This window comes from Streptomyces sp. NPDC088730 (assembly GCF_044751215.1).
In the GTDB taxonomy this organism is placed as follows: domain Bacteria; phylum Actinomycetota; class Actinomycetes; order Streptomycetales; family Streptomycetaceae; genus Streptomyces.
The window spans coordinates 134,541-157,540 of the sequence record NZ_JBIVLK010000004.1; the positions used below are offsets into that span (position 1 = coordinate 134,541).

Here is a 23,000-nt window from a genome sequence, read left to right on the forward strand (position 1 = left end):
GGGGTCACACCTTCTCTGTGCGGCGGATGTGTTCCGGGGCGGTTCTGCGTACGTAGCTGCGGAGCAGTTCGTGGACCCGGTACGGGCCCGGCGGGCCGTCCTCCAGCAGTCCGGCGTCGGCCAGCTGTTCCAGGACCGTCTCGGGCACGGCCGGGCTGTCGTCGGGGCCGAAGGTGCCCCCGGGTGCCGCCGCGACCAGCTGGAACGCCTCGGACAGCCGGGGTTCCAGCCGGTTCAGCGCGCCGTCGAGGAGGGCCCGCACGGAGATGTCGGGCGAGTCCGTCAGGGTGAGCCGGGCCAGCGGGTCCGCACCCAGCCAGCCGACGGCGTCGGCGAGCCGCAGCCCGGGGCGGGTCAGCAGCCGGGCCGTCAGGATGCGCAGCGCGAAGGGGAAGTGCCCGCACAGCCGGGCGAGGCGGTGCGCCGCGTCCGGCTCCTCCTCGACCCGCTCGGCACCGAGCACCGACAGCAGCAGGGCGTACGACTCCGCCTCGGTGAAGGCGCTGAGCCGGTGCACCCACCCGCCGTGGGTGGCGATGAGACCGGCGAGCCCCATCCGGCTGGTGGTGATCACGGCCCCCCGCGCACCGGCGACCGGGGGCAGCAGCGGGCGCACCTGACCGGCGTCCACCACGTCGTCCAGGACCAGCAGGACGCGTTCGCCGTCCGGCCCGGCCCGCAGGGCGTGGGACACCTCCGCGGCGATGTCCTCGTACCGGCGCGCCCCGCCGTCCGGACGGGTCATCGGCACCAGCCACCGGCCGCCGGGGAAGGCGTCCCGCACGAGGTGGGCGACCTGGTGCGCGAGGGCCGACTTGCCGATGCCGGGCGGCCCCGACACCAGGACGGTGAGCGGGTGCGGGGCCTCCTCGCCGGGTTCCGCGGGGGCGGTGAGCCGGGCCGTCATGGCGGCGGTCTCGGCTTCCCGGCCGGTGAAGTTGGGCACGACGGGCACCGGACGGGCGGCGCGGCCGGCGGGTGCCCCGGCCTCCCCGGTGAGCGCCGGGGAGGCGGCCGGCAGCGCGGCCGGGCCGTGCCCGGTGCCGAGGTCCTCACCCCGCAGGATCGCCAGCTCCAGCTGCTGGAGGGAGGGCGAGGGGTCGACTCCCAGCTCGTCCAGCAGGAACTCCTTGACCCTCCGGTACTCGGCAAGGGCCTGCGTCTGGCGCCCCGTTCGGTACAGGGCCTCGATCAACTGCTCGCGGAGCCGCTCGTTCTCCGGGTACGCCCGGGTGGCGGACCAGAGTTCGACCAGCGCCTCCCCGCAGCGCCCCAGCCGCAGCAGCAGGTCGCAGACCCGCTCCACGCTGCGCAGCCGCTCCTCGGCCAGTCGGGGCACCTCGTCCCGGTGCAGCAGGTCGGAGCGCACATTGGACAGCAGCGAGCCCTGCCAGAGCGCCAGCGCGTCCCTCAGCGTGCTCAGCTCCGCGTCCGGATCGTCCGACAGGGCCACCGCCCGGCGGACCTGCTCACGGAAGCCGAGCAGGTCCAGGGTGTCCGGGGCGGCGGTGATCCGGTAGCCGCCGGGCACGGCCTCGATCACCGTGCCGGTCACCCCGTGCCGGGTGAAGAGCCGGCGCAGCCGCAGTACACAGGTCTGGAGGGCGGCCTTGGCGGTGACGGGCTGTTCCTCGCCCCACACGGCACGCTGGAGGTATTCGGCGGAGACCACGGTGTTGGCGTGCAGCAGCAGCGCGGCCAGCAGGACGGTCGGCTTCGACGGCTGGAGCACCACGGCCTCGTGGCCGTCCGCGAGGGTCAGCGGCCCGAGCAGATGGAACCGCATCACGGCCGCCTACTCCCGGCCGTCGGCCGGTCCGTTTTCCCGGCCGCACGCGGCGGGAACGGGGGACGCGGGAACGGTCGCGGGGTGTGCGACACCGTCCGGCTGCCGCGGACGCGAGGAACTGGACACGATTCCCTCCGGCGGTTGCGTTGCTGCCGGGGGTTCCCGGCAGCACGACGATGCCAGCGGAGGGCCGGAAGGAGTCGGTGCGGCCGTGTCAGCTTGCTGCACGGCCGCGGCAGCTTCGTGCAGCCCGTCCGGGTGTACCCCGGACACGGATCCGGCCCCGGGGCGTCTGGAGGGACGTCCCGGGGCCGGAGGTCTCGGTTCACGGTGAGCGCCGTCTCACCCGTCCGTGGCGATGGCGTTCAGGACGTTCATCCGGCCGGCCCGGAACGCGGGGATCAGGGCGGCGAACAGTCCGACGAAGGCCGAGGCGACGAAGACCGTGATGATGGTCGGCCACGGGATCTCCAGGACGCCGAGGCCCTCCAGGGCCAGCAGCTTCTGGGCCGAGGTGCCCCAGCCCATCCCGAGGCCGAGTCCGAGCAGGGCGCCGAACAGGGCGATGACCACGGACTCCAGCCTGATCATGCGGCGCAGCTGGCGGCGGGAGAGGCCGATGGCGCGCATCAGGCCGATCTCGCGGGTCCGCTCGACGACCGAGAGGGCCAGGGTGTTCACGACGCCGAGGACCGCGACGATGATCGCCAGGGCGAGCAGTCCGTACACGATGTTCAGGAGCTGGCCGATCTGGTCCTTCAGGTCCTGCTTGAAGTCGGCCTGGTTCTGCACCTTGTACTGCGGGTAGTCGGCGAGCGAGCTCTTGAGGGCGGCGTAGGCCTCCTTCTCCTTGCCGTCCTGGGCCTTGGCGAACATGATCACGTTCTTCGGCATCCTGTCCGCGGGAACGTACTTCTCGGCGGTCGAGGTGTTCAGGTACATCGTGCCCTGGTCCACGCTCGTGTCGTCCGAGGTGATCGCGGCGACCTTGAGCTTCGCCGGGGTGCCCGCCTTGAAGCCGACGGTGATCGTGTCACCGACCTCGATGCCGTGCGCGGTGGCGTACTTCTCCCCGACCGACATCGCGTTCTTGCCGTAGGCCGCGGTCAGGTCACCGCCGACGGTCTCGCGCCGCAGGTCCTGCGGGTACGTCGGGTCGGCGGCGGTGACGTCCCTGTCCACGGTCGAACCGTCGGGGTTGGTGAGCTTCGCGCCGAGGACCTTGTAGTTCGTGACGTGCTCGATGCCGGGTGCGGCGGCCAGCGCCTTCGCGGCCTGAGGGACGATCAGCTGGCCGGTGGACGACTGCACGATGAAGTCGGCGCCCACCGACTTGTCCAGCTCGTCGGTGGCGGAGGCGACCATGGAGGAGCCCACCACCGAGAGGCAGGCCACCAGGGCGAGGCCGATCATCAGGGCCGCCCCGGTGGCTCCGGTGCGGCGCGGGTTGCGCAGCGCGTTGCGCTCCGCCAGCCGGCCGACCGGTCCGAAGAACCGGAGGACGACGACGCTGAGCGCCCGTACGACGACGCCGGCGAGCAGCGGGCCGATCACGATGAAGCCGATGAGGGTGAGGACCACGCCCAGGCCGAGGAAGGCCGAGCCGTCGCTCGACTTGTCCGCCCGGGTGGTCGCCCACAGGGCCGCCGCACCCGCGCCGGTCAGGACCAGCCCGGTGCCGGCCCTGATCCAGCCGGACTTGGCGTCCGCCGGGGTGCCGGAGTCGCGCAGGGCGGCCATCGGGGAGACCTTGCCGGCCCGGCGGGCCGGGACGTACGCGGCGAACACGGTCACGATGATGCCGAGCGCGAGCCCGGTCACCGGGGTGGTCCAGGCGATGGTGAGGTCCTGGGTGGACAGCTCCATGCCGACCGCGCCCATGACCTTCATCAGGCCGACGGCGAGGCCGACCCCGGCGGCGACGCCGAGGAGCGATCCGACGATGCCGAGGAGCACCGCTTCCAGGAGCACGGACCGGTTGACCTGCTTGCGGCTGGAGCCGATGGCCCGCATCAGGCCGATCTCGCGGGTGCGCTGGGCGACAAGCATCGAGAAGGTGTTGACGATCAGGAAGATGCCGACGAGGAAGGCGATCCCGGCGAAGCCGAGCATCGCGTACTTCATGACGTCGAGGAAGGAGCCCATCGAGTCCTTGTTGGCGTCCGCGGCCTCCTTCTGGGTCTGGAGCTTGTACGCGGCGGAGCCGTCCAGGGCGGTGGCGACGTTCTTCTTCAGCTGGGTGTCGCTGACGCCCGGTTCGGCGGTGACGGAGATCTGGGTGAAGACGTCGGGGCCGCCGAGGAGCTTCTGCTGGGCGGTGGCGGTGTCGAGGTAGACGATGGCCGCGCCCGGGTTGGTGACCTTGAAGGTGGCGATGCCGCTGATCCTCGCGCGGACGTCGCCGGTGACGGCGATGGTGCGCAGTTCGTCACCGATCTTCAGGTGGTGCTTGTCGGCGGTGTCGGCGTCGACCATGACCTCGGTCGGTCCGCGCGGGGCGTGGCCGGAGGTGATCTCCATGGAGCGCAGTTCGTTGCGCGTCCAGTTGCCGGCGATGGTGGGGGCGCCGGTGTCGGAGCCCATGTTCTTGTTGTGGCTGTCGACGACGGTGACCGCCGAGCTGGAGACGGCGCCCTCGGCCTCCTTCACCCCGTCGGCCTTCCCGACCTGTGCGACGACGGAGGCGGGCAGCGACTCGGGCTTGCCGTTCTCCGGGGTCTCGTCGGCCTTTGCGGTCTTCGGGCTGACGGTGACGTCGGCGGACGTCGCGGCGAAGAGCTTGTCGAACGTGGTGTTCATCGTGTCGGTGAAGACGAGCGTGCCGCACACGAACGCCACCGACAGCAGGACGGCGACGGCGGAGAGCGCCATCCGGCCCTTGTGCGCGAAGAAGTTGCGCATCGAGGTCTTCCAGACGGTCATGACGTCCGCCCGCGCGCGTCGAAGTCCTTCATCCGGTCCAGCACCTGGTCCGCGGTCGGGTTGAGCATCTCGTCGACGATGCGCCCGTCCGCGAGGTACAGCACCCGGTCCGCGTAGGAGGCGGCGACCGGGTCGTGGGTGACCATGACGATGGTCTGGCCCAGTTCGTCCACGGACTTGCGCAGGAATTCGAGCACTTCGGCTCCGGCCCGCGAGTCCAGGTTCCCGGTCGGTTCGTCACCAAAGATGATCTCCGGCTGGGCGGCGAGCGCCCGCGCCACCGCGACCCGCTGCTGCTGGCCGCCGGAGAGCTCGGTCGGCCGGTGCTTCAGCCGCTCCGAGAGGCCCACGGTCTCCACGACCTGCCGCAGCCAGGCGGCGTCCGGCTTGCGGCCGGCGATGTCCATCGGCAGCGTGATGTTCTCCAGCGCGTTCAGCGTCGGCAGCAGGTTGAACGCCTGGAAGATGAACCCGATCCGGTCGCGCCGGAGTTGGGTCAGCTTCTTGTCCTTGAGACCGGTGATCTCGGTCTCGGCGAGGTGGATCTGCCCGGATGTCACGGTGTCGAGTCCGGCCAGGCAGTGCATCAGCGTCGACTTGCCGGAGCCGGACGGGCCCATGATCGCGGTGAACTGCCCGCGTGCGATGTCCACATCGACGTGGTCGAGGGCGACGACCCGGGTCTCCCCGACCCCGTACGCCTTGACGACCTGCCGCGCCCGCGCAGCAACAGCCGTACGCCCTCCAGTGCCCTCGTGCCTGGGAATGGTCACAGCCGTTGTCACGGTTTATCTCCTATGTCGGTCAGCGCCGAGCGATCGCCGTCTGCGCCGAACGGTCGCTGTCTGCCCTGAAGTCTGTCTGCCGGAGGGGGTCAGGCGCGCTGGTGCCCAGCGCAGTCTTCGGGTGGGGTTTTCCCCACCCCGCCCCTTGCGGTCAGCCGCAGTCGCGGTGTGTGAACCACGCTACGGAGAGGGCGGCACCGGCCACGTCCTCCGCCGGGAGGAACGATCCCCGGGCGAAAGCAAGGAGCTACCCCTAGGGGTCCGGGCCCCCGGGTGGAGGGCGCTCTCAGGGACTGGACCAGGGGGTGCCCGCCCACGGATTCAGGGCGCGGGCCCGCGCCCGCCGGACCGTCGCCGTCTGCCCACGGGGAGCCGCAGGTGAGACAGTGTCGGAACTTACGTGCATGGGGAAGGAATCCTGGTGAGCGGCGCTGGCGGTGGCACGGAAGCGATATCGGGGTCCGGGCTCGGCCCCGGCCCCTCCCCCGCGGAGCCCCGCGGCCGCGGCCCGGTCGTCGCGGCCCTGATGCTCTGTATGGCGCTGGCCGCCATCGACGGCACCATCGTCTCCACCGCGATCCCGCAGATCGTCGGGGATCTGGGCGGGTTCTCCGTCTTCTCCTGGCTCTTCTCCGGCTACCTGCTGGCCGTGACCGTCACACTGCCGGTGTACGGGAAGCTGTCCGACACCTTCGGACGCAAGCCGGTGCTGATCGCCGGCGTGATCCTCTTCCTGTTCGGCTCCGTGCTCTGCGCCGCCGCCTGGAACATGGCCGCGCTGATCGCCTTCCGGGTGGTGCAGGGGATCGGCGGCGGCGCGCTCCAGGGCACCGTCCAGACCATCGCGGCGGACCTCTACCCGCTGAAGGAGCGTCCGAAGATCCAGGCGAAACTGTCCACCGTCTGGGCCACCTCCGCGGTCACCGGACCGGTGCTCGGCGGGCTGTTCGCGGTGTACGCGGACTGGCGCTGGATCTTCCTGATCAACCTGCCGGTCGGGGCGCTCGCCCTCTGGCTGGTGGCCCGCCACCTCCACGAGCCGTCCCGGGTCCGCCGCGCGGCGGGCAGCCCCCGCCCCCGGATCGACTGGGCGGGCTCGCTGGCCGTCTTCGCGACCGGGGCCCTGCTGCTGACGGCGCTCGTCCAGGGCGGGGTCGCCTGGCCCTGGCTCTCCGCGCCGTCCCTCGGACTGCTGGCGGGGACCGCGGTGCTCGCCGCGCTGACCGTCCTCATCGAGCGGCGGGCCGCGGAGCCGGTCATCCCCGGCTGGGTGTGGCGGCGGCGCACCATCGCCTCCGTCAACCTCGCGCTGGGCGCGATGGGCCTGCTGATGGTCGCGCCCACCGTCTTCCTGCCGACCTACGCGCAGTCGGTGCTCGGACTCGGGCCGATCGCCGCCGGCTTCGTGCTCTCGGTGATGACGCTGAGCTGGCCGGTCTCCGCGGCGTTCTCCAACCGGGTCTACAACCGCATCGGCTTCCGCCGCACCGCGATCACCGGCATGTCCGGAGCCCTGCTGGTCCTGCTCGCCTTCCCGCTGCTGCCGTACCCGGGCCGGGCCTGGCAGCCCGCCCTGATCATGCTGCTGCTCGGCGCCGCGCTCGGGCTCTTCCAGCTGCCGCTGATCATCGGCGTCCAGTCGACCGTCGGCTGGGCCGAACGCGGTACGACGACGGCTTCCGTGCTCTTCTGCCGCCAACTGGGCCAGAGCATCGGCGCCGCGCTCTTCGGCGCCGTCGCCAACGGAGTTCTGGCCGCACGGCTCGCGGCCGCGCCCGTCGCCGGGCTGCCCGGCGACCTGGACTCCGTCTCGCACGCCCTGGACGACCCGGGCGCGATGGGCGCGGCGGCGACGGACTATCTGCGGCGGGCCGTCGACGCCGCCGTCGACCGGGTCTACCTCGGGGCCGCGGCGGCCGCCGTCGTCGCGCTGCTGGTCCTGGTGTTCGTCGCCCCGCGCCGCTTCCCGGTCCTCACGGAGGAGCCGGACAGCGCACCTCGGTGAGGAGGCGTCGCGGAGTGCGGGCGGGGCCCCTCGGTGAGGAGGGGCCCCGCGATGTGCCGGAAGGTCAGCCCCTGGCCGGGGCCACCTCGGGCGAGGCGGTGGCGTCGGTCTTCCCGCCGGCGGCCGGACCGCGGACGGCCGGGATGAACGTCGAGATCACCGCCGCGACAATGGCGACACCGCAGCCGAACATCAGGCCCGTACGGAACCCGGCCTCCGAGGTGAAGCTGTAGCCGCCCGTCTCCGTCGTCATCTGCGAGAGGACCGCGCCGATCACGGCGGCGCCGATCGAGGTGCCGAGGGCGCGCATGAGGGTGTTGAAGCCGTTGGCGGCGGCGGTCTCGGACGCCGGGACCGCGCTCATGATCAGGGCGGGCATCGCGCCGTAGGCGAGGCCGACGCCGCTGCTGCTGACCATCAGGAACAGCATCAGGCCCCAGGCGGAGCCCATCAGGAGGATGCCGAGGCCGTAGGCCGCCGCGATCACCAGCACCCCGCTGATCAGGGTGAACTTCGGCCCGCGGGCGTCGGTGAGCTTCCCGCCCAGCGGGGAGACGATCATCATCATGATGCCGCCGGGCGCCATCCACAGGCCTGCCGCGAGCATCGACTGGCCCAGTCCGTAGCCGGTGGCCTCGGGGAACTGCAGCAGCTGCGGCGCGATCAGCATGCCCGCGTACATGCCGAAGCCGACGAAGAGCGAGGCGAGGTTGGTGATGAGCACCCGGGGGCGGGCCGTGGTGCGCAGGTCGACCAGCGGGTCCCTGGTGCGCAGTTCCCAGAACCCCCAGGCCAGGAGCACCACCACGGCGGCGGCGAACAGGCCGACCGTCGTCGTGGAGGTCCAGCCCCACTCGGCACCCTTGGAGACGGCCAGGAGCAGGCAGACCAGGCCGACGGCGAGGCCGAGGGCGCCGGGCACGTCGAAACGCTGCCCCTTGGCACCGGCCGGGACGTCCGGGATCAGGAACCAGATCAGTGCGGAGATGGTGAGGGCCAGCGCCGCGGAGCCCCAGAACAGCACCCGCCAGCTCGCGTACTGGGCGACCGCGGAGGCGATCGGCAGGCCGAGGGCGCCGCCGATGCCGAGGGAGGCGCTCACCAGGGCGATGGAGGAGCTCAGCTTCTCCTTCGGCACCACGTCACGCAGCAGGGCGATGCCGAGCGGCACCATGCCCATGCCCATGCCCTGCAGACCGCGTCCGACGATCATCGGGACGACGGAGGACGCGAGGGCGCACACCACGGAACCGACGAACAGTGGCACCGAGCACACCAGCAGCATCCGGCGCTTGCCCAGCAGGTCGCCCAGCCGCCCGGAGACCGGCACGCACACCGCCGAGACCAGCAGGGTGACGGTGATCACCCAAGTGGCGTTGGAGGCCGACGTGTTGAGGAGCTTCGGCAGCTCCGCGATGAGCGGCGTGACCAGGGTCTGCATGACCGCCGCCACGGTTCCGGCGAACGCGAGCGTCGCGACCACACCGCCCGTTCTGGCTGTCGGCTGGGGGGCATCCATGAGGAGGAACTCCTAAAAGGGTCGTCGTCCGGTCCGCCGGGACGTCCGCCGGACTGTTCGCCGGACGGCCCGCTGGACAGTTCGCCGGGCAGCCCGCCTGAGATAGCGATGTGCATCGTACACGCCTAATGTGTCATACACACCACGTGTCAGATGCACGCCGCGTGAGAGCATGATCCGGAGCCCACCAGAGAGCAGGAGGCCGCTGAGACATGGCCAGGCCAACGGACCAAGTGGAGTACGAGCAGATGCTGCTCGGACGGCACGACCTCGCCCACCAGAGGGGCGGACGGCACAAGTACGCCCTCATGGACCGCAGCGCCTACATCCTGCTGAGCCGCATCCGCATCCAGGGCCCCATGTCCAACGGCGAACTGAGCGAGGCCTTCGGCCTCGACGCCTCCACCCTCAACCGCCAGACCGCGGCGGCGACCCGCGCCGGACTGGCCGAACGCATCGCGGACCCGGGCGGCGGCATGGCCCGCAAATTCCGCATCACGGAGAAGGGCGCCGCCCTCCTCGACCAGGAACGCGAACGGGTCGTACGCGCCCTGGACCAGGTCATGCACGACTGGCCGGACGACGACATCGCCGCGTTCGCCGGCTATCTCAAACGCTTCAACAGCGGCATCGAGCAGCTCTCCAAGCAGCCCTGGCCGCGCCCCTGACCCCGGCCGGCACCCCCACCCGGTACGCCTCAGTCCCCCGCCGGAGTCACCCGCCCGGTGAGCGCCGCCAGCGAGTTACGGACATGCGCCATGTGCGCCTGCACGTCCTCGCGCCCCTCCTCGTGCTCCCGCAGCACCCGCTCCGTCTCCCGCACCACCCGCTCCTCACGCACCCGGGCTGCCGCGACCAGCTCCGCACCCCGCGCCTCCGCGTCCTCCTGACCGTGCCGCGCGGCCTCCTCCGCCTCGGCCAGCGCCCGGCGCGCCTCGGCCAGCACGGCATCCGCCCGCCCGGTCAGCTCCGCGTGCTCCGCCGACTGCGCCGCCTCCGCGTCCGCCAGCTCCCGCCCGTCCGCCTTCCACCGCTCGGCGTGCTCCTGCTCCTGGTGCGCCAGCACACTCGCCGTCCGGCTGCGCGTCGCCTCCATCGCGGCGTCCGCCTCCTCGCGCACCGCCGCCGCCTCCAGCCGGGCCGCCGTCAGCGCCTCACCGGCCTCGGCCTCGGCCGACGCCACCAACTGCTCCGCACGGTCCGCCGCGGCCGCCCGCATCGCCTCCGCGTCCGCACGGGCCGACTCGCGCACGGTCCGCGCCGCCGCGTCCGCCGCGTCCCGCAAGGACTGCGACTCCTCCAGCGCGGCCCCCCGCAACGCCTCCGCCTCGCCCTCGGCCAGCGCCAGGATCCGCTGCGCCCGCTCCCCCAGCGACGCGTAGTCCTGCGGTGCCAGCACGGCGACGGCCTCATCCAGCCGGGCCGACTCCGCGGCCAGCGTCTCCGCCAGCTCCGTCAGCCGCGCCACCCGCTCCTGAGCCTCGTCCCGCTCGGCGGACAGCCCCGCCACCATGCGGTCCACCTGCTCCGGACGGTAGCCACGTCCGCGCACGCCGACGAAGCCGTGCGCGGACACCGGTGCAGAACTCATCCTTGACGCCTCTTTCCGACTCTCCGGGCCCGACCATCGAGCAATACGTCAAGGATGCGGCAATTGGCTGAGAAGTCGGAATCCTTTCGATGCTTTCCGGACGGAAGCGACCGGCATCACAGACGGCAAAAGCGTGGCGCCCCGTTCCCAGCAGGGATTCTGCCGGGAACGGGGCACCACACCCGCTGACGTGCTACGGATGTTCGACGATCAGATCAGGCCGTCCCACATCTGCTCCAGCAGCACCGACCACCAGCTCTCCGGCGACGCCAGCGCCGCCGGGTCCAGCGCGACCAGCTGCGCCTGGAAGTCGACCGTCCAGCGGCCGGCCTGCTCCGGATTGAGCCCGAACCGCAGCCGCCACATCCGGCCCAGCAGGGCCAGCGACCGGGTGAACTCCGGCAGTCCGGTGTTCACGAACTGCGGCGCCACCGACTGCCCGCCGGGCCCCGCCTCCACCGGCACGGCCACGATGTTCGCCGTCCCGTACTGCACACAGATCGCCCGGCCGAAGTCCGAACCCATCACGAGGTAGGACCCCGCGTCGGGCGCCGGCTGCACCTGGCGCTGCGCGGCCAGCTCGGCCAGCGTCGGCACCACGGGCTGACCCGGCTGCGCCCAGAAGAACGGCCCGAAGTCGGCGGGCAGCCCGGCCCAGACCAGGGTCCGCGCCACGATCTCCGGCACCCCCTGCCGGGACACCGCACGCTGGTCGAAGCGCAGCACGCCCTGCGGACCGAACGTCCGGAGCAACTCCTCCGCGACGGCCTCCGGCGGCACCGGCATCGCGGGCGGCAACTGCGGCAGCGGCGCCCGCACCGGCGCCGGACGCGCCGGCCCGTCCGCCACCTGGTGCAGCTCGCCCTGGTGGGTGAGCAGGTGCTGCATGCCCTGCTGCCGGCTCGCGTGATCGGTGCCGTACGGGGCCACGCTGGTGATCCGCACCTGCGGCCAGGTCTCCCGGATCATCCGGGCACAGTAACCGCCCGGCAGCTCGCAGGACTCCAGCTCCGTGTGCAGCTCGATGACCTGCTGCGGCGGCACGTTCATGGCCCGCAGCTCGTGCAGCATCTGCCACTCGGGGTGCGGGGTGCCCGGCGCCGAGCGCCGGATCAGCTGCTGCTCGCTGCCGTCGGGGCCCCGGTAGCGCAGCACGGCCTGGTAGCCGGGGCCGACGGTCGGCCGGCCGGGGGGCGCCTGCGGATACCCGTACGCCGCCGGCGGCGGGGTGTGACCGGGCGGCGGCAGCTGTCCGGGGACACCCCCCATCGATCCACCGGGCGGACCGGGCGGACCGGGAGGCTGCGGCGCGCCGGGCGGGCCCAGCTGTGCCGGACCCGCGAGCATCGTCGCCGCATGATGCACACCGGCACCGGGCGGCGGCGTCGCACCGGGAGGACCGGGAGGACCGGGAGGACCAGGAGGAGCGGGGGGACCCGGCTGACCGAGAGGACCAGGAGGGCCGGGAGGACCGGGGGGACCAGGAGGCTGCGGCGCGCCAGGGACACCGGGCCGGCCGGGCGGACCGGGCGGGCCCGGCGGCTGCGGCGCTCCGGGCGGGCCCACCTGGGCGGGGGTCGCGAACATCGTGGCCGCCTGATGCACGTCGGTGCCGGGCGGCGGCGTCGCACCGGGAGGGCCGGGGGGACCGGGCGGACCGGGGGGCTGCGGCGCTCCGGGCGGGCCCTGCTGCGGGGCGAGCTGCGTCGGCATGTACCCGCCCGCCGGGGCACCGGGCGCACCCGGTCCGGAGGGCGGCGGCACCGGCGCGCCCGGCAGCGCGCCCGGAACACCGGGGGCGCCGGGCGGCGGCGGAGGCGTCGAACCCCCACCACGCGCACCCCGCGGTGGGACGGTCGCCTTGCTGGTGGCCTCCTGCGAGATGTCCGCAGCACCGGGAACACCGGGCGTACCGGGAACACCGGGAGCGCTGGGACCACCGGGCGTACCGGGTGCGCCGGGAACACCCGGGGCACCAGGCGCACCGGGGCCCTGGCGTCCGGGGTTCCGCGAGTCGGGGCCGGGCACGATCGCCGTCCGGGGCAACTGGCTGCCCCCGGACATCAACGCGGTCGGCGCCTCGGCCGACACCACCCGGGGCGGCTCCTCCTCGTCGTCCGCACCCGAGAGCGGCGGCGCGAACACCGTGGCCGGCAGCCCCACCTCCCCCTCGTCGGAACCCGCGTTGGTATCGGTCCCCGCCCACGGCGTGGCCCCCACCGGCGGCTGCGGCGAGGACGCCTGAACCCCCTCGTGCGCGGTGGGCTCGTACGCACCCCGCCCGTCCGACGGAGAGGACGGAGCAGAGGGAGAGGGAGAGGGAGAGGGAGAGGGACCGGAAGAATAAGGCGACTCGGGAGGAGACGCGGGAGCGGGAATCGGAGCAGGCGCGGCAGGAACAGCGGGAACAGCCGCCGGTGCCTGCGGAGGCAGCCGGTCCTCCGAACCCTCCGCCCGCCGGTCCGGAATACCCAGCTTGTCCGCCGCCTCCTGGAGCCACTCCGGCGGGCTCAACAGGAACGACGTCTGATTCAGATCGATGCGCTGCGGCGGCTCCGGAGCAGCCTGCGCCACCTCCGCGGCGCCGTACTCCTCCTCGTACCGCCGGATCACCTCACCGACCGGCAGACCGGGCCACAGCGTCGCCTCACCGCTGTCCCGGGCGATCACCAGCCGCTGCCGGCCACCGTCGGAGACCGGACCGTTCGCCCGGTCCTCGGCCCACACCACGAAACCCAGCTCGAACTCACGCACCCGCACCTCGCGGTGCTGATACGCCGGAACGTCGCCGTTGACCCACTCGTCCGCGCGCTCCTGCGCCTGTGCGAAGGTCACCATCGCGCTCACCCCTCCACCGGGACGGCGCGCGCGAAGCCACCGTCCACCATCAGGTTCGCCACCGTCTCCAGCTCCGGCGGGTTGCCCGCGAGACGCTGCAGGAAGGCGTCGAAGTCCACGCCGCACGGCAACAGCAGCCGGTCCACCCGCTCCTGGACACTCCAGCCGTCCTGGTCCCGCGCGTCGTCGTACGCGCAGAACCAGACCGAGCCGATGCCCTGGCCCCGGACCTTCACCGCGAGAATGCCGCCCTGGACGAAACCGACCCCCAGGTAATCCTTCGTCAGATGGTCCCGCAAACACTTGTTCACATAGACCAGATCGTTCACAGCCGCCTCGTCGCGCACCGTGAAGAACGGCTGGTCGACCAGCAGCCCCAGCTCCGCGTCGAGCGCCGCACCCACCGGGGCCGAACCGCCGGCCGCCTTCAGGAACGTGCGGTACGCACCCGGCAACCGGTAGCCGAGGTCCTCCTCGACGCCCTGGATCTGCTGCTCGCTCACCGCCACGGCCCCCTTCGGGAGCCGGAAGTGCGCGGGCCGGGTCTCCTGGAGCGGACGCGTGCCCCGCTTGTTCTGGTCCACCGCGGTCGTCGCGAGCCCGCCGTGGTGCCGCAGCAGCGCCTTCACTTCGACCGGGACCAGCTCCATCCGCCGGCCGCCCGGCACGTGGTGCCAGGTCCAGCCGTGCGGGGTGGCCACCGCCGGGATCGTGTCCCACAGCTCGTGGCCACTGGCCGCCAGCGCCGCGTTCGCCGACACGTAGTCCGTGAGCCGCAGTTCGTCGACACCGAAGCCCTGCGGGGGCTCCGCGATCTCGGCGGCGGCACGTGCGTACGGCACGAACTCCGGACACCCGTTCCCGTCCATGCGCACACCTCTGGGGTGGCGGGACGCCCGGACAGGATCCGGGAAGTGCACGAGCTGCCCGGCGTAGGCCCCGTTCGGTGGCGCGGCTTGCTGCCCGAGCCGACCTGTCGTCATGGCGGTTGCCCCCTGCTGCGTCTGGCTGATGAGGACCGACCTGCCCATGGGGGCGGTCCAGGCACAGCCTATGCGGTGCCGCAAGAACGGGTCCCGCCCCACCGGCGCCCGGCCATTTCCGTCACGAACCGTCACAACGCTGTGCCGGATGAGCGACGGCCGGGCCACCATCGGGCGACACGCGCACACGTTTTCCCGACCCAGCTTTCACACGACCCGACACATTTGGCAGGCTGTCACCCGCATACACGGGGGCGTGCACATTCGGCAGCGGCCGCTGCGGGCACGGGAGGGACAACGCACCATGCACACCGCACACTCTGCACACACCGTCACATCCGGGGACCCACGACTCAGCTGGAGCAGCACCGAAACCCGCCACGCACCCCGACTCACCCACCGCCGCGACGGCATCCTGCCGGCCGTGGCCGCAGCGCTGTCCGTCCGCGGCGACACGCTCACCTGCACCGCGGGCAAGGGCGACCAGCCACCCGTACTGCACCACCTCGTCCAGGACTTCCTGGACACCCTCACCAGCGGCCAGCGGGAACGCTTCACCGGCCGCTGCCCCGAAGCGATACTGCTCTCCCGGCACCTCACCGCCGCAGAGGCCGGCCGCTCCAAGCGCGCCCAGCGCAAGCCCCTCACCAACGGCGAGGCCCGCCGCGCGCTCAAGCACGCCCGGATCACCGCACGCCGCATCCGCGAGGACGGCGACCCCCTGCACGGCAGCTACGCACCGCCCTGCCGCTCCTGTTCGGTGATGCTCGCCCACTTCGGCGTACGACCCGTCGACCTCACCACCGGAGCGGCGACCACCGCAGAGAAGGGCTGACCGCGCCCCCATGGCCGACCGACACGACCTCCCCGAACAGGCGAACCCGGCGAACCACGACCGCCAGGCCTCCACCCGCTTCCCCGTCGCCGTCGACGCCGCCCTGCGCGCCGCCGGCTGGCAGCCCGGCCGCTGGGACATCCGGCAGGCCGAGGAGTGGGCCGACGCTCTGCGCTCACACACCTCACCGGCCGGCCACCAGCACGCCGTCTTCCCCTCGGCCGTGGAGGCCTGGGCCGAATTCGGCGGACTGCGCCTCACCCCCACCGCACCCGGCCGCCAGATCGCACCCGCGACGGTACGGATCGACCCGCTGCGCGGGCTGCACCTGGCCCGGACCCTGGCGGACCTGGGCCGCGCCCTGGAGACCGAGGTCGCGCCGCTGGGCGAGGAGGGGGACGGACAGGCGGTGCTCGCGATCGACACCGAGGGACGGATCTACAGCATCGACCACACCGGCGACTGGTACCTCGGCCCCGACATCGACCAAGCCCTGTCCACTCTCGTCACCGGCGCCCAGCCGGAACGCCTCACCTCGGCCTGACCGCCTCCGGCCCGGGAGTCAGCGCGCCGGGCCGGAGGCGTCCGGCAGCACCGCGGAGACCCGGAAGCCGCCCGAGTCCGTCGGCCCGGAGACGAAGACCCCGCCCAGACCGAGCACCCGCTCCCGCATGCCCACGAGCCCGTTGCCGCCGCTGGGCAGCCCGGCGTCGGCCATGGCCGAGTCGGAGGGGCCGTTCTCCACCTGCATGGCGACCTCCGCGCCCCGGTGTGCCAGCCGCACCCAGGTCTTCGCGCCGGCCGCGTGCTTGTGCACATTCGTCAGGGCCTCCTGCACGACCCGGTACGCCGTCTGCTCGACCTCGGGCGGGTACGGCCGCGTCTCGCCCTGCACCAACAGCTCCACCGTCATCCCCGCCGCCCGTGACTCCCCGACCAGCGTCTCCACCTCGTCCAGCCGGGGCCCGTCCTCCGCCACGACCGGGGCCGTCCGGCCGACAGAGGCGAGCGGCACCTTCGTCACCCGCGCCACCATCGGCTCCCCCGTGCGCAGCACCCCGAGCATCTCGCGCAGCTCGGTCAGCGCCTGGCGCCCCATGTCACCGACGAGCGCCGCGTTGCGCACGGCCTTCGCCGGGTCCTTGGGCGCGACGGCCTGGAGCGCCGCGGCGTGCACGACCATCAGGCTCACCCGGTGGGCGACCACGTCGTGCATCTCGCGGGCGATCCGGGTCCGCTCCTCCGTACGGGCCCACTCGGCCCGCTCCTCGGCCCGGTCCGCGAGCAGCGACAGCTCCCGCTCCAGCGAGTCGGCCCGCTCCCGCAGGCTCTCCATCAGCCGGCGCCTGGCCCCTATGTAGAGGCCGAACAGCACGGGCGGCGCGGTGAGCCCCACCGCCATGAAGAGGGACAGCATCGGGACGTACCAGTCGCCCGGGCCGAAGTCGGCACTGGCCGACACCCCCTGCCGCAGCCGTACGTACGTGACGATGAACGTGCCGACCAGCGACATGCTCATCAGCACCACGGTGATCCGCCGGGGCACGTCGGACGCGGCCAGCGTGTACAGGCCGACCAGGCCCATCAGGAAGCCCATCTCGGCCGGTGTCGTGGCGACGGACACCAGCACCACGGCGATCGGCCAGCGCCGGCGGACCAGCAGCACGGCCCCCGCCACGAATCCGAAAACCACCCCCAGAGGCACCGGCAGCCCGGTGTCCCCCGCGAATTCCACCCCTTCCAGCGCACACTCCAGCGCCGAGAACAGCGCCAGTCCCACATCCAGTGCGACACTCCGTCGCCGTTCCCACCACCAGTAGCCGCGGGTGGTCGGTCCCGCCGCTTCCCGGTCTGCCCCCGTTGCGGTCATGGCATCCAGCGTACGGGCGGGCGCACCTCATTTTCGGGTGACCCGGACAGCACGTCGCGCGTTCGAACGGAGACGAAACGATCGACGATCGCCCGAAATGGCGAATCGACCACCCATTCGACCCGGACGTCCGGATTCCGGACAACGCTTGCCCCATGACGGAAATCACCGGCAAGTACGCGGATTTCGAGGGGCTCCGCAAGCAGGCGGTCGCGCTGCGGCGGGAGGGTTTGAGCGTGCGGCAGATCCGGGACCGGCTGAAGGTCTTCAACAACGACACCCTTCACCGTCTTCTCGCGGGCGAGCCCGCCCCGGAGTGGACCAGGCGCCCACGCGCCAAGGACGAACTGCGCGCCAAGGCTCGCGAGCTGCGTCTCCAGGGCATGACGTACGACCGGATCGAGGCCGAACTGGGCTGCTCGAAGAGTTCGGTCTCCCTGTGGGTAAGAGATCTCCCGAAGCCGGAACCCCGATACTCGAAGGAGGAGCGCCTCGCCCGCATGAACGCAGGTCTCGCCGACTTGCGCGCCCGCCGGGACCAGGAGCGGGCACAGACGAAACGGATCGCGTGCGAGTCCGTGGGTGAGCTCTCCGACCGGGAGCTCTTCCTGGCGGGAGTGACGCTCTACTGGGCCGAGGGCACGAAGGACAAGCCGCACAGCCGCAGGGAGAGCCTGCAATTCATCAACAGTGACCCCAACGTGGTCAAGCTGTACCTCAACTGGCTCGGCCTGCTCGGCGTCGCAGCCGAACGACTGCACCTCCGCGTCAGCATTCATGAGACCGCGGACGTGGCAGGCGCCGAGGAATTCTGGGCGGACCTGACAGGAGTGCCCCGAGCCTGCTTCAAGCGGGCCACTCTCAAGAAGCACACCCCCAAGACCAACCGCAAGAACACCGGCGCCACCTACCGCGGCTGCCTCGTCATCTACACGACCAAGAGCGCCGACCTTTATCGTCGCGTAGAAGGGGCTTGGTACGGCATAGTGTTGGGTGCCGATCCGGCGACCGGGGACAATGTCCGGTTTAGTCGGCATCAATCCCCCATGGTGTAATTGGCAGCACAGTAGCTTTTGGTGCTATTTGTCCGGGTTCAAGTCCTGGTGGGGGAGCCCAAGCGACGGGCCCCGACCCAAGTGGTCGGGGCCCGCACTCATGCCCGGTCGAACACCCCCCGGTATCCTGCGGATGTCCACCACCCGAAGCCGAAGGGCCAATCCGTGAGCTCCGAACGCCCGGCAGCCGTCGTCGTCCTCGCAGCGGGTGAGGGCACCCGCATGAAGTCGAAGACCCCCAAGGTCCTGCACGAGATCTCCGGGCGCTCGCTCGTCGGACATGTCGTCGCGGCCTCCCGCGAGCTGGCGCCCCAGCACCTCGTCGTGGTCGTCGGCCACGCGAGCGAGCAGGTCACCGCCCACCTCACCGCCGCGGACGCCCAGGTGCGCACCGCCTACCAGGCCGAGCAGAAGGGCACCGGGAACGCGGTGCGCGTCGCCCTCGACGAGCTGGGCGGGACCGTCGAGGGCACCGTCGTCGTGGTCTGCGGCGACACCCCGCTGCTGTCCGGCGAGACGCTCGCCGCGCTCGCCGCCACCCACACCGCCGACGCCAACGCCGTCACCGTGCTCAGCGCCGAGGTCCCCGACTCCACCGGGTACGGGCGGATCGTCCGGGACGCGACGACCGGTGCGGTCACCGAGATCGTCGAGCACAAGGACGCCACCGAGGCGCAGCGCGCGATCCGGGAGATCAACTCCGGGGTGTTCGCGTTCGACGGGCAGCTCCTGACGGACGCGCTGGGCAAGGTCCGTACGGACAACAGCCAGGGCGAGGAGTACCTCACCGATGTGCTGTCGATCCTGCGTGAGGCGGGGCACCGGGTCGGCGCCTCGGTCGCCGGTGACCACCGGGAGATCCTCGGGATCAACAACCGGGTGCAGCTGGCGGAGGCCCGCCGGCTGCTGAACCAGCGGCTGCTGGAGCGGGCGATGACGGCCGGGGTGACCGTGGTGGACCCGGCGTCGACGCTGATCGACGTGACCGTGACGTACGAGCGGGACGCGATCGTGCACCCGGGTACGCAGCTGCTGGGTGCGACGCATCTCGGGGAGGACGCCGAGGTGGGTCCGAACTCGCGGCTGACGGACACCGTCGTGCACGCGGGCGCCCGGGTGGACAACACGGTGGCGGACGGGGCGCAGGTGGGTGCGGGCGCGCTGGTCGGCCCGTACGCGTATCTGCGGCCGGGTACGCGGCTGGGTGCGAAGGCCAAGGCCGGTACGTACGTGGAGATGAAGAACGCCACGATCGGCGAGGGCACGAAGGTTCCGCATCTGTCGTACGTCGGTGACGCGACGATCGGCGACCACACCAACATCGGTGCCGCGAGCGTGTTCGTGAACTACGACGGTGTGGCCAAGCACCACACGACGATCGGCTCTCACTGCCGTACCGGATCGGACAATATGTTTGTGGCGCCTGTCACGGTCGGGGACGGTGTCTACACCGCGGCCGGGTCTGTCATCACGAAGGACGTGCCGTCCGGTTCGCTGGCCGTGGCCCGTGGCCAGCAAAGGAATATCGAGGGTTGGGTGGCCCGGAAGCGTCCGGGCAGCGCGGCCGCACAGGCGGCTCAGGCCGCGTCCGAGGAGGCCGGCGGCGAAAGCTGACCGGAATCAGGTACGTCGCGCACGGCGTACCGTGATAGATGCTCACCCCATTTCGGCTGGCTCGTTGCACATCGGGACATCTGCGTGCAGCGCCAGGAACACGTCTGAGGAGACTGTGCTGTGACCGGGATCAAGACGACCGGCGAGAAGAAACTGATGTTCTTCTCCGGCCGCGCCCACCCCGAGCTGGCCGAGGAGGTTGCGCACCAGCTGGGTGTGGGCCTCGTGCCGACGAAGGCCTTCGATTTCGCCAACGGTGAGATCTACGTCCGCTTCCAGGAGTCCGCCCGCGGCGCCGACTGCTTCCTGATCCAGAGCCACACGGCTCCGATCAACAAGTGGATCATGGAGCAGCTGATCATGCTGGACGCGCTGAAGCGCGCGTCCGCCCGCTCCATCACGGTGATCGTGCCGTTCTACGGCTACGCCCGTCAGGACAAGAAGCACCGCGGCCGCGAGCCGATCTCGGCCCGTCTGATCGCGGACCTGATGAAGACGGCGGGTGCGGACCGCATCCTCACCGTCGACCTGCACACCGACCAGATCCAGGGCTTCTTCGACGGCCCGGTCGACCACCTCTTCGCGCTGCCGATCCTGGCCGACTACGTCGGTGCGAAGGTCGACCGTTCGAAGCTGACGATCGTCTCGCCGGACGCGGGCCGGGTCCGGGTCGCGGACCGCTGGTGCGACCGGCTGGACGCCCCGCTGGCGATCGTGCACAAGCGCCGCGACAAGGACGTGCCGAACCAGGTCAGCGTCCACGAGGTCGTGGGCAACGTCGAGGGCCGGGTCTGTGTCCTGGTCGACGACATGATCGACACGGGTGGCACGATCTGCGCCGCCGCGGACGCCCTGTTCGCGCACGGTGCGGAGGACGTCATAGTGACGGCGACGCACGGTGTGCTCTCGGGCCCGGCGGCGGACCGGCTGAAGAACTCGAAGGTGAGTGAGTTCGTGTTCACGGACACCCTGCCGACGCCGGGTGAGCTGGAGCTCGACAAGATCACGGTGCTCTCGATCGCGCCGACGATCGCCCGCGCGGTGCGCGAGGTCTTCGAGGACGGTTCGGTCACGAGCCTCTTCGAGGAGCAGTAGGAGCAGTAGGCGCTTCCCTCCGGGCGAAGAACGTCACAGAAGATCCACTTTGGGGTGCGGCCTCCCCGCCGGGTAGACTCAGCGAGTTGCTCGGCGAGGGAGGCCGTACTCATAGGTACGGCGGTCCGTTATCGACGCGCTCTTCGTAGCAGGCCTGTCGTGGGCCGGGTGACCTTCCGCAGTTTTTGTCACCTTACGAGGAGTGCAGTCATGGCCGAGATCAAGCTCAACGCCGAGGTCCGTTCCGAGTTCGGCAAGGGCGCCGCCCGCCGCACCCGTCGCGCCAACCTCGTCCCCGCCGTCATCTACGGCCACGGCGCCGACGCGGTCCACATCACGCTGCCGGCCCACGAGCTGCAGCTCGCGCTCCGTACCGCCAACGTCCTGATCGGTCTGGAGATCGACGGCAAGGACGCGCTGGTCATCCCGAAGGCCGTGCAGCGCAACGCCATCAAGGGCAACATCGAGCACGTCGACCTGCTGACCGTGAAGCGCGGCGAGAAGGTCAACGTCGAGGTCGCGGTGCACGTCGAGGGCGAGCTGGCCCCGGGCGGCAACCTGCTGGAGTACGTGCAGAACACGCTGCTCGTCGAGGCCGAGGCCACCCACATCCCGAACTCCGTGACGGTCTCCATCGCGGGACTGGACGCCGGTGCGTCGATCCTCGCCAAGGACATCCCGCTGCCCAAGGGTTCGGTGCTGGCCGAGGCCGACCCGGACGCGGTCGTCCTGGCGGTCGTCGCCGCCCAGGCCGAGGAGCCGTCCGCGGACGCCGCCGAGGCCGAGGGTGCCGAGGCCTGAGCCTCGCCCCACCTGCTTGACTGACGGGGTGGCGGTTTCCCGGGAGGGAGCCGCCGCCCCGTCTCTCTGTCCGCCACCCGCCGTACGCGAGGAGACCCAGCGCGATGTCCGACGCCACCGACCCCTGGCTGATCGTGGGCCTGGGCAATCCCGGCCCCGAGTACGCGGCGAACCGGCACAACGTGGGCTTCATGGTGGCCGACCTGCTCGCGGAGCGGATCGGCGGGAAGTTCAAGCGGGCTCCGAAGGCGCAGGCGCAGGTGCTGGAAGGCCGGATGGGCCCGCCGGGGCCGCTGAGCCGCCGGGTGGTGGTGGCGAAGCCGATGTCGTACATGAATCTGTCGGGTGGCCCGGTGACGGCGTTGCGCGACTTCTACAAGGTGCCGCTCGACCATGTGGTGGCTGTCCATGACGAGCTGGACATCGATTACGGCTCGCTGCGGCTGAAGCTGGGCGGCGGGGACAACGGTCACAACGGGCTGAAGTCGATGACGAAGTCGATGGGGCCCGACTATCACCGGATCCGGTTCGGCATCGGGCGTCCGCCGGGCCGGATGCAGGTTGCCGATTTCGTTCTGAAGGACTTCTCGTCCACGGAGCGCAAGGAGCTGGGCTTCCTGGTGGACCGGGCGGCGGATTCGGTGGAGTGCCTGCTGGCGGAGGGTCTGGAGCGCGCGCAGAGCGCGTACAACTCCTGAGTCCCGGTAGCCGGGATTCCTGCGGCGATTCCCGACATACACCCCGGTAAGCATGCTGTTTTCAGCCACAGCTTGACCGGGCGTGGGGCGCTGCCCAAGGATCGGCCCCCATGAAGCGCAGCTCCTCCCGACGTGTCCTGCACCACGGCCGCACCGCCGCGCTCGGCTGTGTCGTTCTGCTGCTGCTGGTGGCGGGGGCGCTGGCCTCGTGGGACTCGGCGCAGCACATCGTGCTGGCCAAGGGGCGTGAGCACGGCACGATGACGGTCACCGGGTGCGGCAGCGAGGTGTGTACGGGGCCGTATGTGCCCTCGGACGACGGTTCCGGGCGTTCCCGGGTGTCGGTGGACAAGTCCGTGGCGGCGAAGAAGGGGGACCGTTTCCCGGTCGTCGTGAAGCCGGGCACGTTCGAGGTGGTGCGGACGGGGACGCCGGGTCTGCTGCACGCGTGGGTGCCGCTGGGCGGTGCGCTGGTGCTCGCGGCGCTGGTGATCGGTGGTGGGATGCGGCTGCCCCGGATCGCGTGGGGTGCCGGGATCGCGGGTGCGGTCCTGCTGGTGGCGACGTTCTTCGCCCTGTGACGGGACCGCACCCGCGGCG

18 protein-coding genes and 1 tRNA gene are annotated in these 23,000 nt (G+C 71.6%); 11 read left to right on the forward strand and 8 right to left on the reverse strand.

Going from position 1 to position 23,000, the window contains the following annotated elements:
* Positions 1 to 4 precede the first annotated feature (4 nt).
* The 3 genes from ACIP89_RS15690 to ACIP89_RS15700 form a co-directional block, all read right to left on the reverse strand.
* Entirely contained in the window at positions 5 to 1,786 is a 1,782-nt protein-coding gene (locus ACIP89_RS15690; protein ID WP_402115536.1) for a BTAD domain-containing putative transcriptional regulator, read from the reverse strand.
* Between the two features lie 345 nt (positions 1,787 to 2,131).
* Positions 2,132 to 4,711: an ABC transporter permease gene (locus ACIP89_RS15695; RefSeq protein ID WP_402115308.1), complete on the reverse strand. Its 2,580-nt coding sequence runs from the start codon at positions 4,709 to 4,711 to the stop codon at positions 2,132 to 2,134.
* Complete coding sequence (locus ACIP89_RS15700; RefSeq protein ID WP_401926756.1) at positions 4,708 to 5,496, reverse strand: ABC transporter ATP-binding protein; 789 nt, start codon at positions 5,494 to 5,496, stop codon at positions 4,708 to 4,710. The genes ACIP89_RS15695 and ACIP89_RS15700 overlap by 4 nt, the downstream gene beginning before the upstream one ends.
* Positions 5,497 to 5,917: 421 nt before the next feature.
* Between ACIP89_RS15700 and ACIP89_RS15705 the strand changes: the two genes are divergently transcribed.
* Positions 5,918 to 7,501 (forward strand): MFS transporter, encoded by a 1,584-nt coding sequence (locus ACIP89_RS15705; RefSeq protein ID WP_401926757.1) that lies wholly within the window; start codon positions 5,918 to 5,920, stop codon positions 7,499 to 7,501.
* 64 nt (positions 7,502 to 7,565) lie between these two features.
* Here ACIP89_RS15705 and ACIP89_RS15710 read toward each other — a convergent pair whose 3' ends face one another.
* Entirely contained in the window at positions 7,566 to 9,020 is a 1,455-nt protein-coding gene (locus ACIP89_RS15710) for an MFS transporter (RefSeq protein WP_402115310.1), read from the reverse strand.
* 212 nt (positions 9,021 to 9,232) lie between these two features.
* On the opposite strand from ACIP89_RS15710, the gene ACIP89_RS15715 reads away from it, so the two are divergent.
* The gene (locus ACIP89_RS15715; protein WP_401926762.1) at positions 9,233 to 9,688 is read left to right on the forward strand and encodes a MarR family winged helix-turn-helix transcriptional regulator; all 456 of its coding nucleotides are present in this window, start codon (positions 9,233 to 9,235) and stop codon (positions 9,686 to 9,688) included.
* A 29-nt stretch (positions 9,689 to 9,717) separates the two neighbouring features.
* Here the strand turns inward: ACIP89_RS15715 and ACIP89_RS15720 are convergent, their stop codons facing one another.
* From ACIP89_RS15720 to ACIP89_RS15730, 3 genes are all read right to left on the reverse strand, one after another.
* Complete coding sequence (locus tag ACIP89_RS15720) at positions 9,718 to 10,611, reverse strand: cellulose-binding protein (protein WP_401926764.1); 894 nt, start codon at positions 10,609 to 10,611, stop codon at positions 9,718 to 9,720.
* A 210-nt stretch (positions 10,612 to 10,821) separates the two neighbouring features.
* The gene (locus tag ACIP89_RS15725; RefSeq protein WP_402115311.1) at positions 10,822 to 13,449 is read right to left on the reverse strand and encodes an SUKH-4 family immunity protein; all 2,628 of its coding nucleotides are present in this window, start codon (positions 13,447 to 13,449) and stop codon (positions 10,822 to 10,824) included.
* A gap of 5 nt (positions 13,450 to 13,454) precedes the next feature.
* Entirely contained in the window at positions 13,455 to 14,432 is a 978-nt protein-coding gene (locus tag ACIP89_RS15730; protein WP_401926769.1) for an SMI1/KNR4 family protein, read from the reverse strand.
* A 304-nt stretch (positions 14,433 to 14,736) separates the two neighbouring features.
* Between ACIP89_RS15730 and ACIP89_RS15735 the strand changes: the two genes are divergently transcribed.
* Positions 14,737 to 15,267, forward strand: a complete 531-nt coding sequence (locus ACIP89_RS15735) for a YwqJ-related putative deaminase (protein ID WP_401926772.1) — start codon at positions 14,737 to 14,739, stop codon at positions 15,265 to 15,267.
* A 10-nt stretch (positions 15,268 to 15,277) separates the two neighbouring features.
* Positions 15,278 to 15,811 carry an SUKH-3 domain-containing protein gene (locus ACIP89_RS15740; protein ID WP_401926774.1) on the forward strand — a complete coding sequence of 178 codons (534 nt, stop codon included), beginning with the start codon at positions 15,278 to 15,280 and terminating at the stop codon, positions 15,809 to 15,811.
* 18 nt (positions 15,812 to 15,829) lie between these two features.
* Here the strand turns inward: ACIP89_RS15740 and ACIP89_RS15745 are convergent, their stop codons facing one another.
* On the reverse strand, positions 15,830 to 17,137 hold the full coding sequence (locus ACIP89_RS15745) for a sensor histidine kinase (protein WP_401926990.1): 1,308 nt from the start codon (positions 17,135 to 17,137) through the stop codon (positions 15,830 to 15,832).
* Positions 17,138 to 17,292: 155 nt separating this feature from the next.
* On the opposite strand from ACIP89_RS15745, the gene ACIP89_RS15750 reads away from it, so the two are divergent.
* From ACIP89_RS15750 to ACIP89_RS15780, 7 genes are all read left to right on the forward strand, one after another.
* Complete coding sequence (locus ACIP89_RS15750) at positions 17,293 to 18,192, forward strand: hypothetical protein (RefSeq protein ID WP_402115313.1); 900 nt, start codon at positions 17,293 to 17,295, stop codon at positions 18,190 to 18,192.
* Positions 18,178 to 18,249 (forward strand) — tRNA-Gln (locus ACIP89_RS15755). Before ACIP89_RS15750 ends, ACIP89_RS15755 begins: the two co-directional genes overlap by 15 nt.
* 108 nt (positions 18,250 to 18,357) lie before the next feature.
* A complete protein-coding gene (gene glmU, locus ACIP89_RS15760) occupies positions 18,358 to 19,806 on the forward strand; it encodes a bifunctional UDP-N-acetylglucosamine diphosphorylase/glucosamine-1-phosphate N-acetyltransferase GlmU (protein WP_401926995.1) in 1,449 nt (482 codons plus the stop codon).
* Between the two features lie 120 nt (positions 19,807 to 19,926).
* Positions 19,927 to 20,901: a ribose-phosphate diphosphokinase gene (locus tag ACIP89_RS15765; RefSeq protein WP_024490433.1), complete on the forward strand. Its 975-nt coding sequence runs from the start codon at positions 19,927 to 19,929 to the stop codon at positions 20,899 to 20,901.
* Between the two features lie 210 nt (positions 20,902 to 21,111).
* Entirely contained in the window at positions 21,112 to 21,702 is a 591-nt protein-coding gene (locus tag ACIP89_RS15770; RefSeq protein ID WP_401926784.1) for a 50S ribosomal protein L25/general stress protein Ctc, read from the forward strand.
* A gap of 104 nt (positions 21,703 to 21,806) precedes the next feature.
* Positions 21,807 to 22,400 carry an aminoacyl-tRNA hydrolase gene (gene pth / locus ACIP89_RS15775; RefSeq protein ID WP_401926785.1) on the forward strand — a complete coding sequence of 198 codons (594 nt, stop codon included), beginning with the start codon at positions 21,807 to 21,809 and terminating at the stop codon, positions 22,398 to 22,400.
* Positions 22,401 to 22,510: 110 nt separating this feature from the next.
* Positions 22,511 to 22,981, forward strand: coding sequence for a hypothetical protein (locus ACIP89_RS15780; RefSeq protein WP_401926787.1), 471 nt, complete (start codon positions 22,511 to 22,513; stop codon positions 22,979 to 22,981).
* Positions 22,982 to 23,000: the final 19 nt, after the last annotated feature.

Coding starts and splice junctions, on each gene's coding strand:
- ACIP89_RS15690 (WP_402115536.1), bottom strand. CDS start 1,786: ATGCGGTTCCATCTGCTCGGGCCGCTGACCCTCGCGGACGGCCACGAG.
- ACIP89_RS15695 (WP_402115308.1), bottom strand. CDS start 4,711: ATGACCGTCTGGAAGACCTCGATGCGCAACTTCTTCGCGCACAAGGGC.
- ACIP89_RS15710 (WP_402115310.1), bottom strand. CDS start 9,020: ATGGATGCCCCCCAGCCGACAGCCAGAACGGGCGGTGTGGTCGCGACG.
- ACIP89_RS15715 (WP_401926762.1), top strand. CDS start 9,233: ATGGCCAGGCCAACGGACCAAGTGGAGTACGAGCAGATGCTGCTCGGA.
- ACIP89_RS15720 (WP_401926764.1), bottom strand. CDS start 10,611: ATGAGTTCTGCACCGGTGTCCGCGCACGGCTTCGTCGGCGTGCGCGGA.
- ACIP89_RS15725 (WP_402115311.1), bottom strand. CDS start 13,449: ATGGTGACCTTCGCACAGGCGCAGGAGCGCGCGGACGAGTGGGTCAAC.
- ACIP89_RS15730 (WP_401926769.1), bottom strand. CDS start 14,432: ATGACGACAGGTCGGCTCGGGCAGCAAGCCGCGCCACCGAACGGGGCC.
- ACIP89_RS15735 (WP_401926772.1), top strand. CDS start 14,737: ATGCACACCGCACACTCTGCACACACCGTCACATCCGGGGACCCACGA.
- ACIP89_RS15740 (WP_401926774.1), top strand. CDS start 15,278: ATGGCCGACCGACACGACCTCCCCGAACAGGCGAACCCGGCGAACCAC.
- ACIP89_RS15745 (WP_401926990.1), bottom strand. CDS start 17,137: ATGACCGCAACGGGGGCAGACCGGGAAGCGGCGGGACCGACCACCCGC.
- ACIP89_RS15750 (WP_402115313.1), top strand. CDS start 17,293: ATGACGGAAATCACCGGCAAGTACGCGGATTTCGAGGGGCTCCGCAAG.
- ACIP89_RS15770 (WP_401926784.1), top strand. CDS start 21,112: ATGGCCGAGATCAAGCTCAACGCCGAGGTCCGTTCCGAGTTCGGCAAG.
- pth (WP_401926785.1), top strand. CDS start 21,807: ATGTCCGACGCCACCGACCCCTGGCTGATCGTGGGCCTGGGCAATCCC.
- ACIP89_RS15780 (WP_401926787.1), top strand. CDS start 22,511: ATGAAGCGCAGCTCCTCCCGACGTGTCCTGCACCACGGCCGCACCGCC.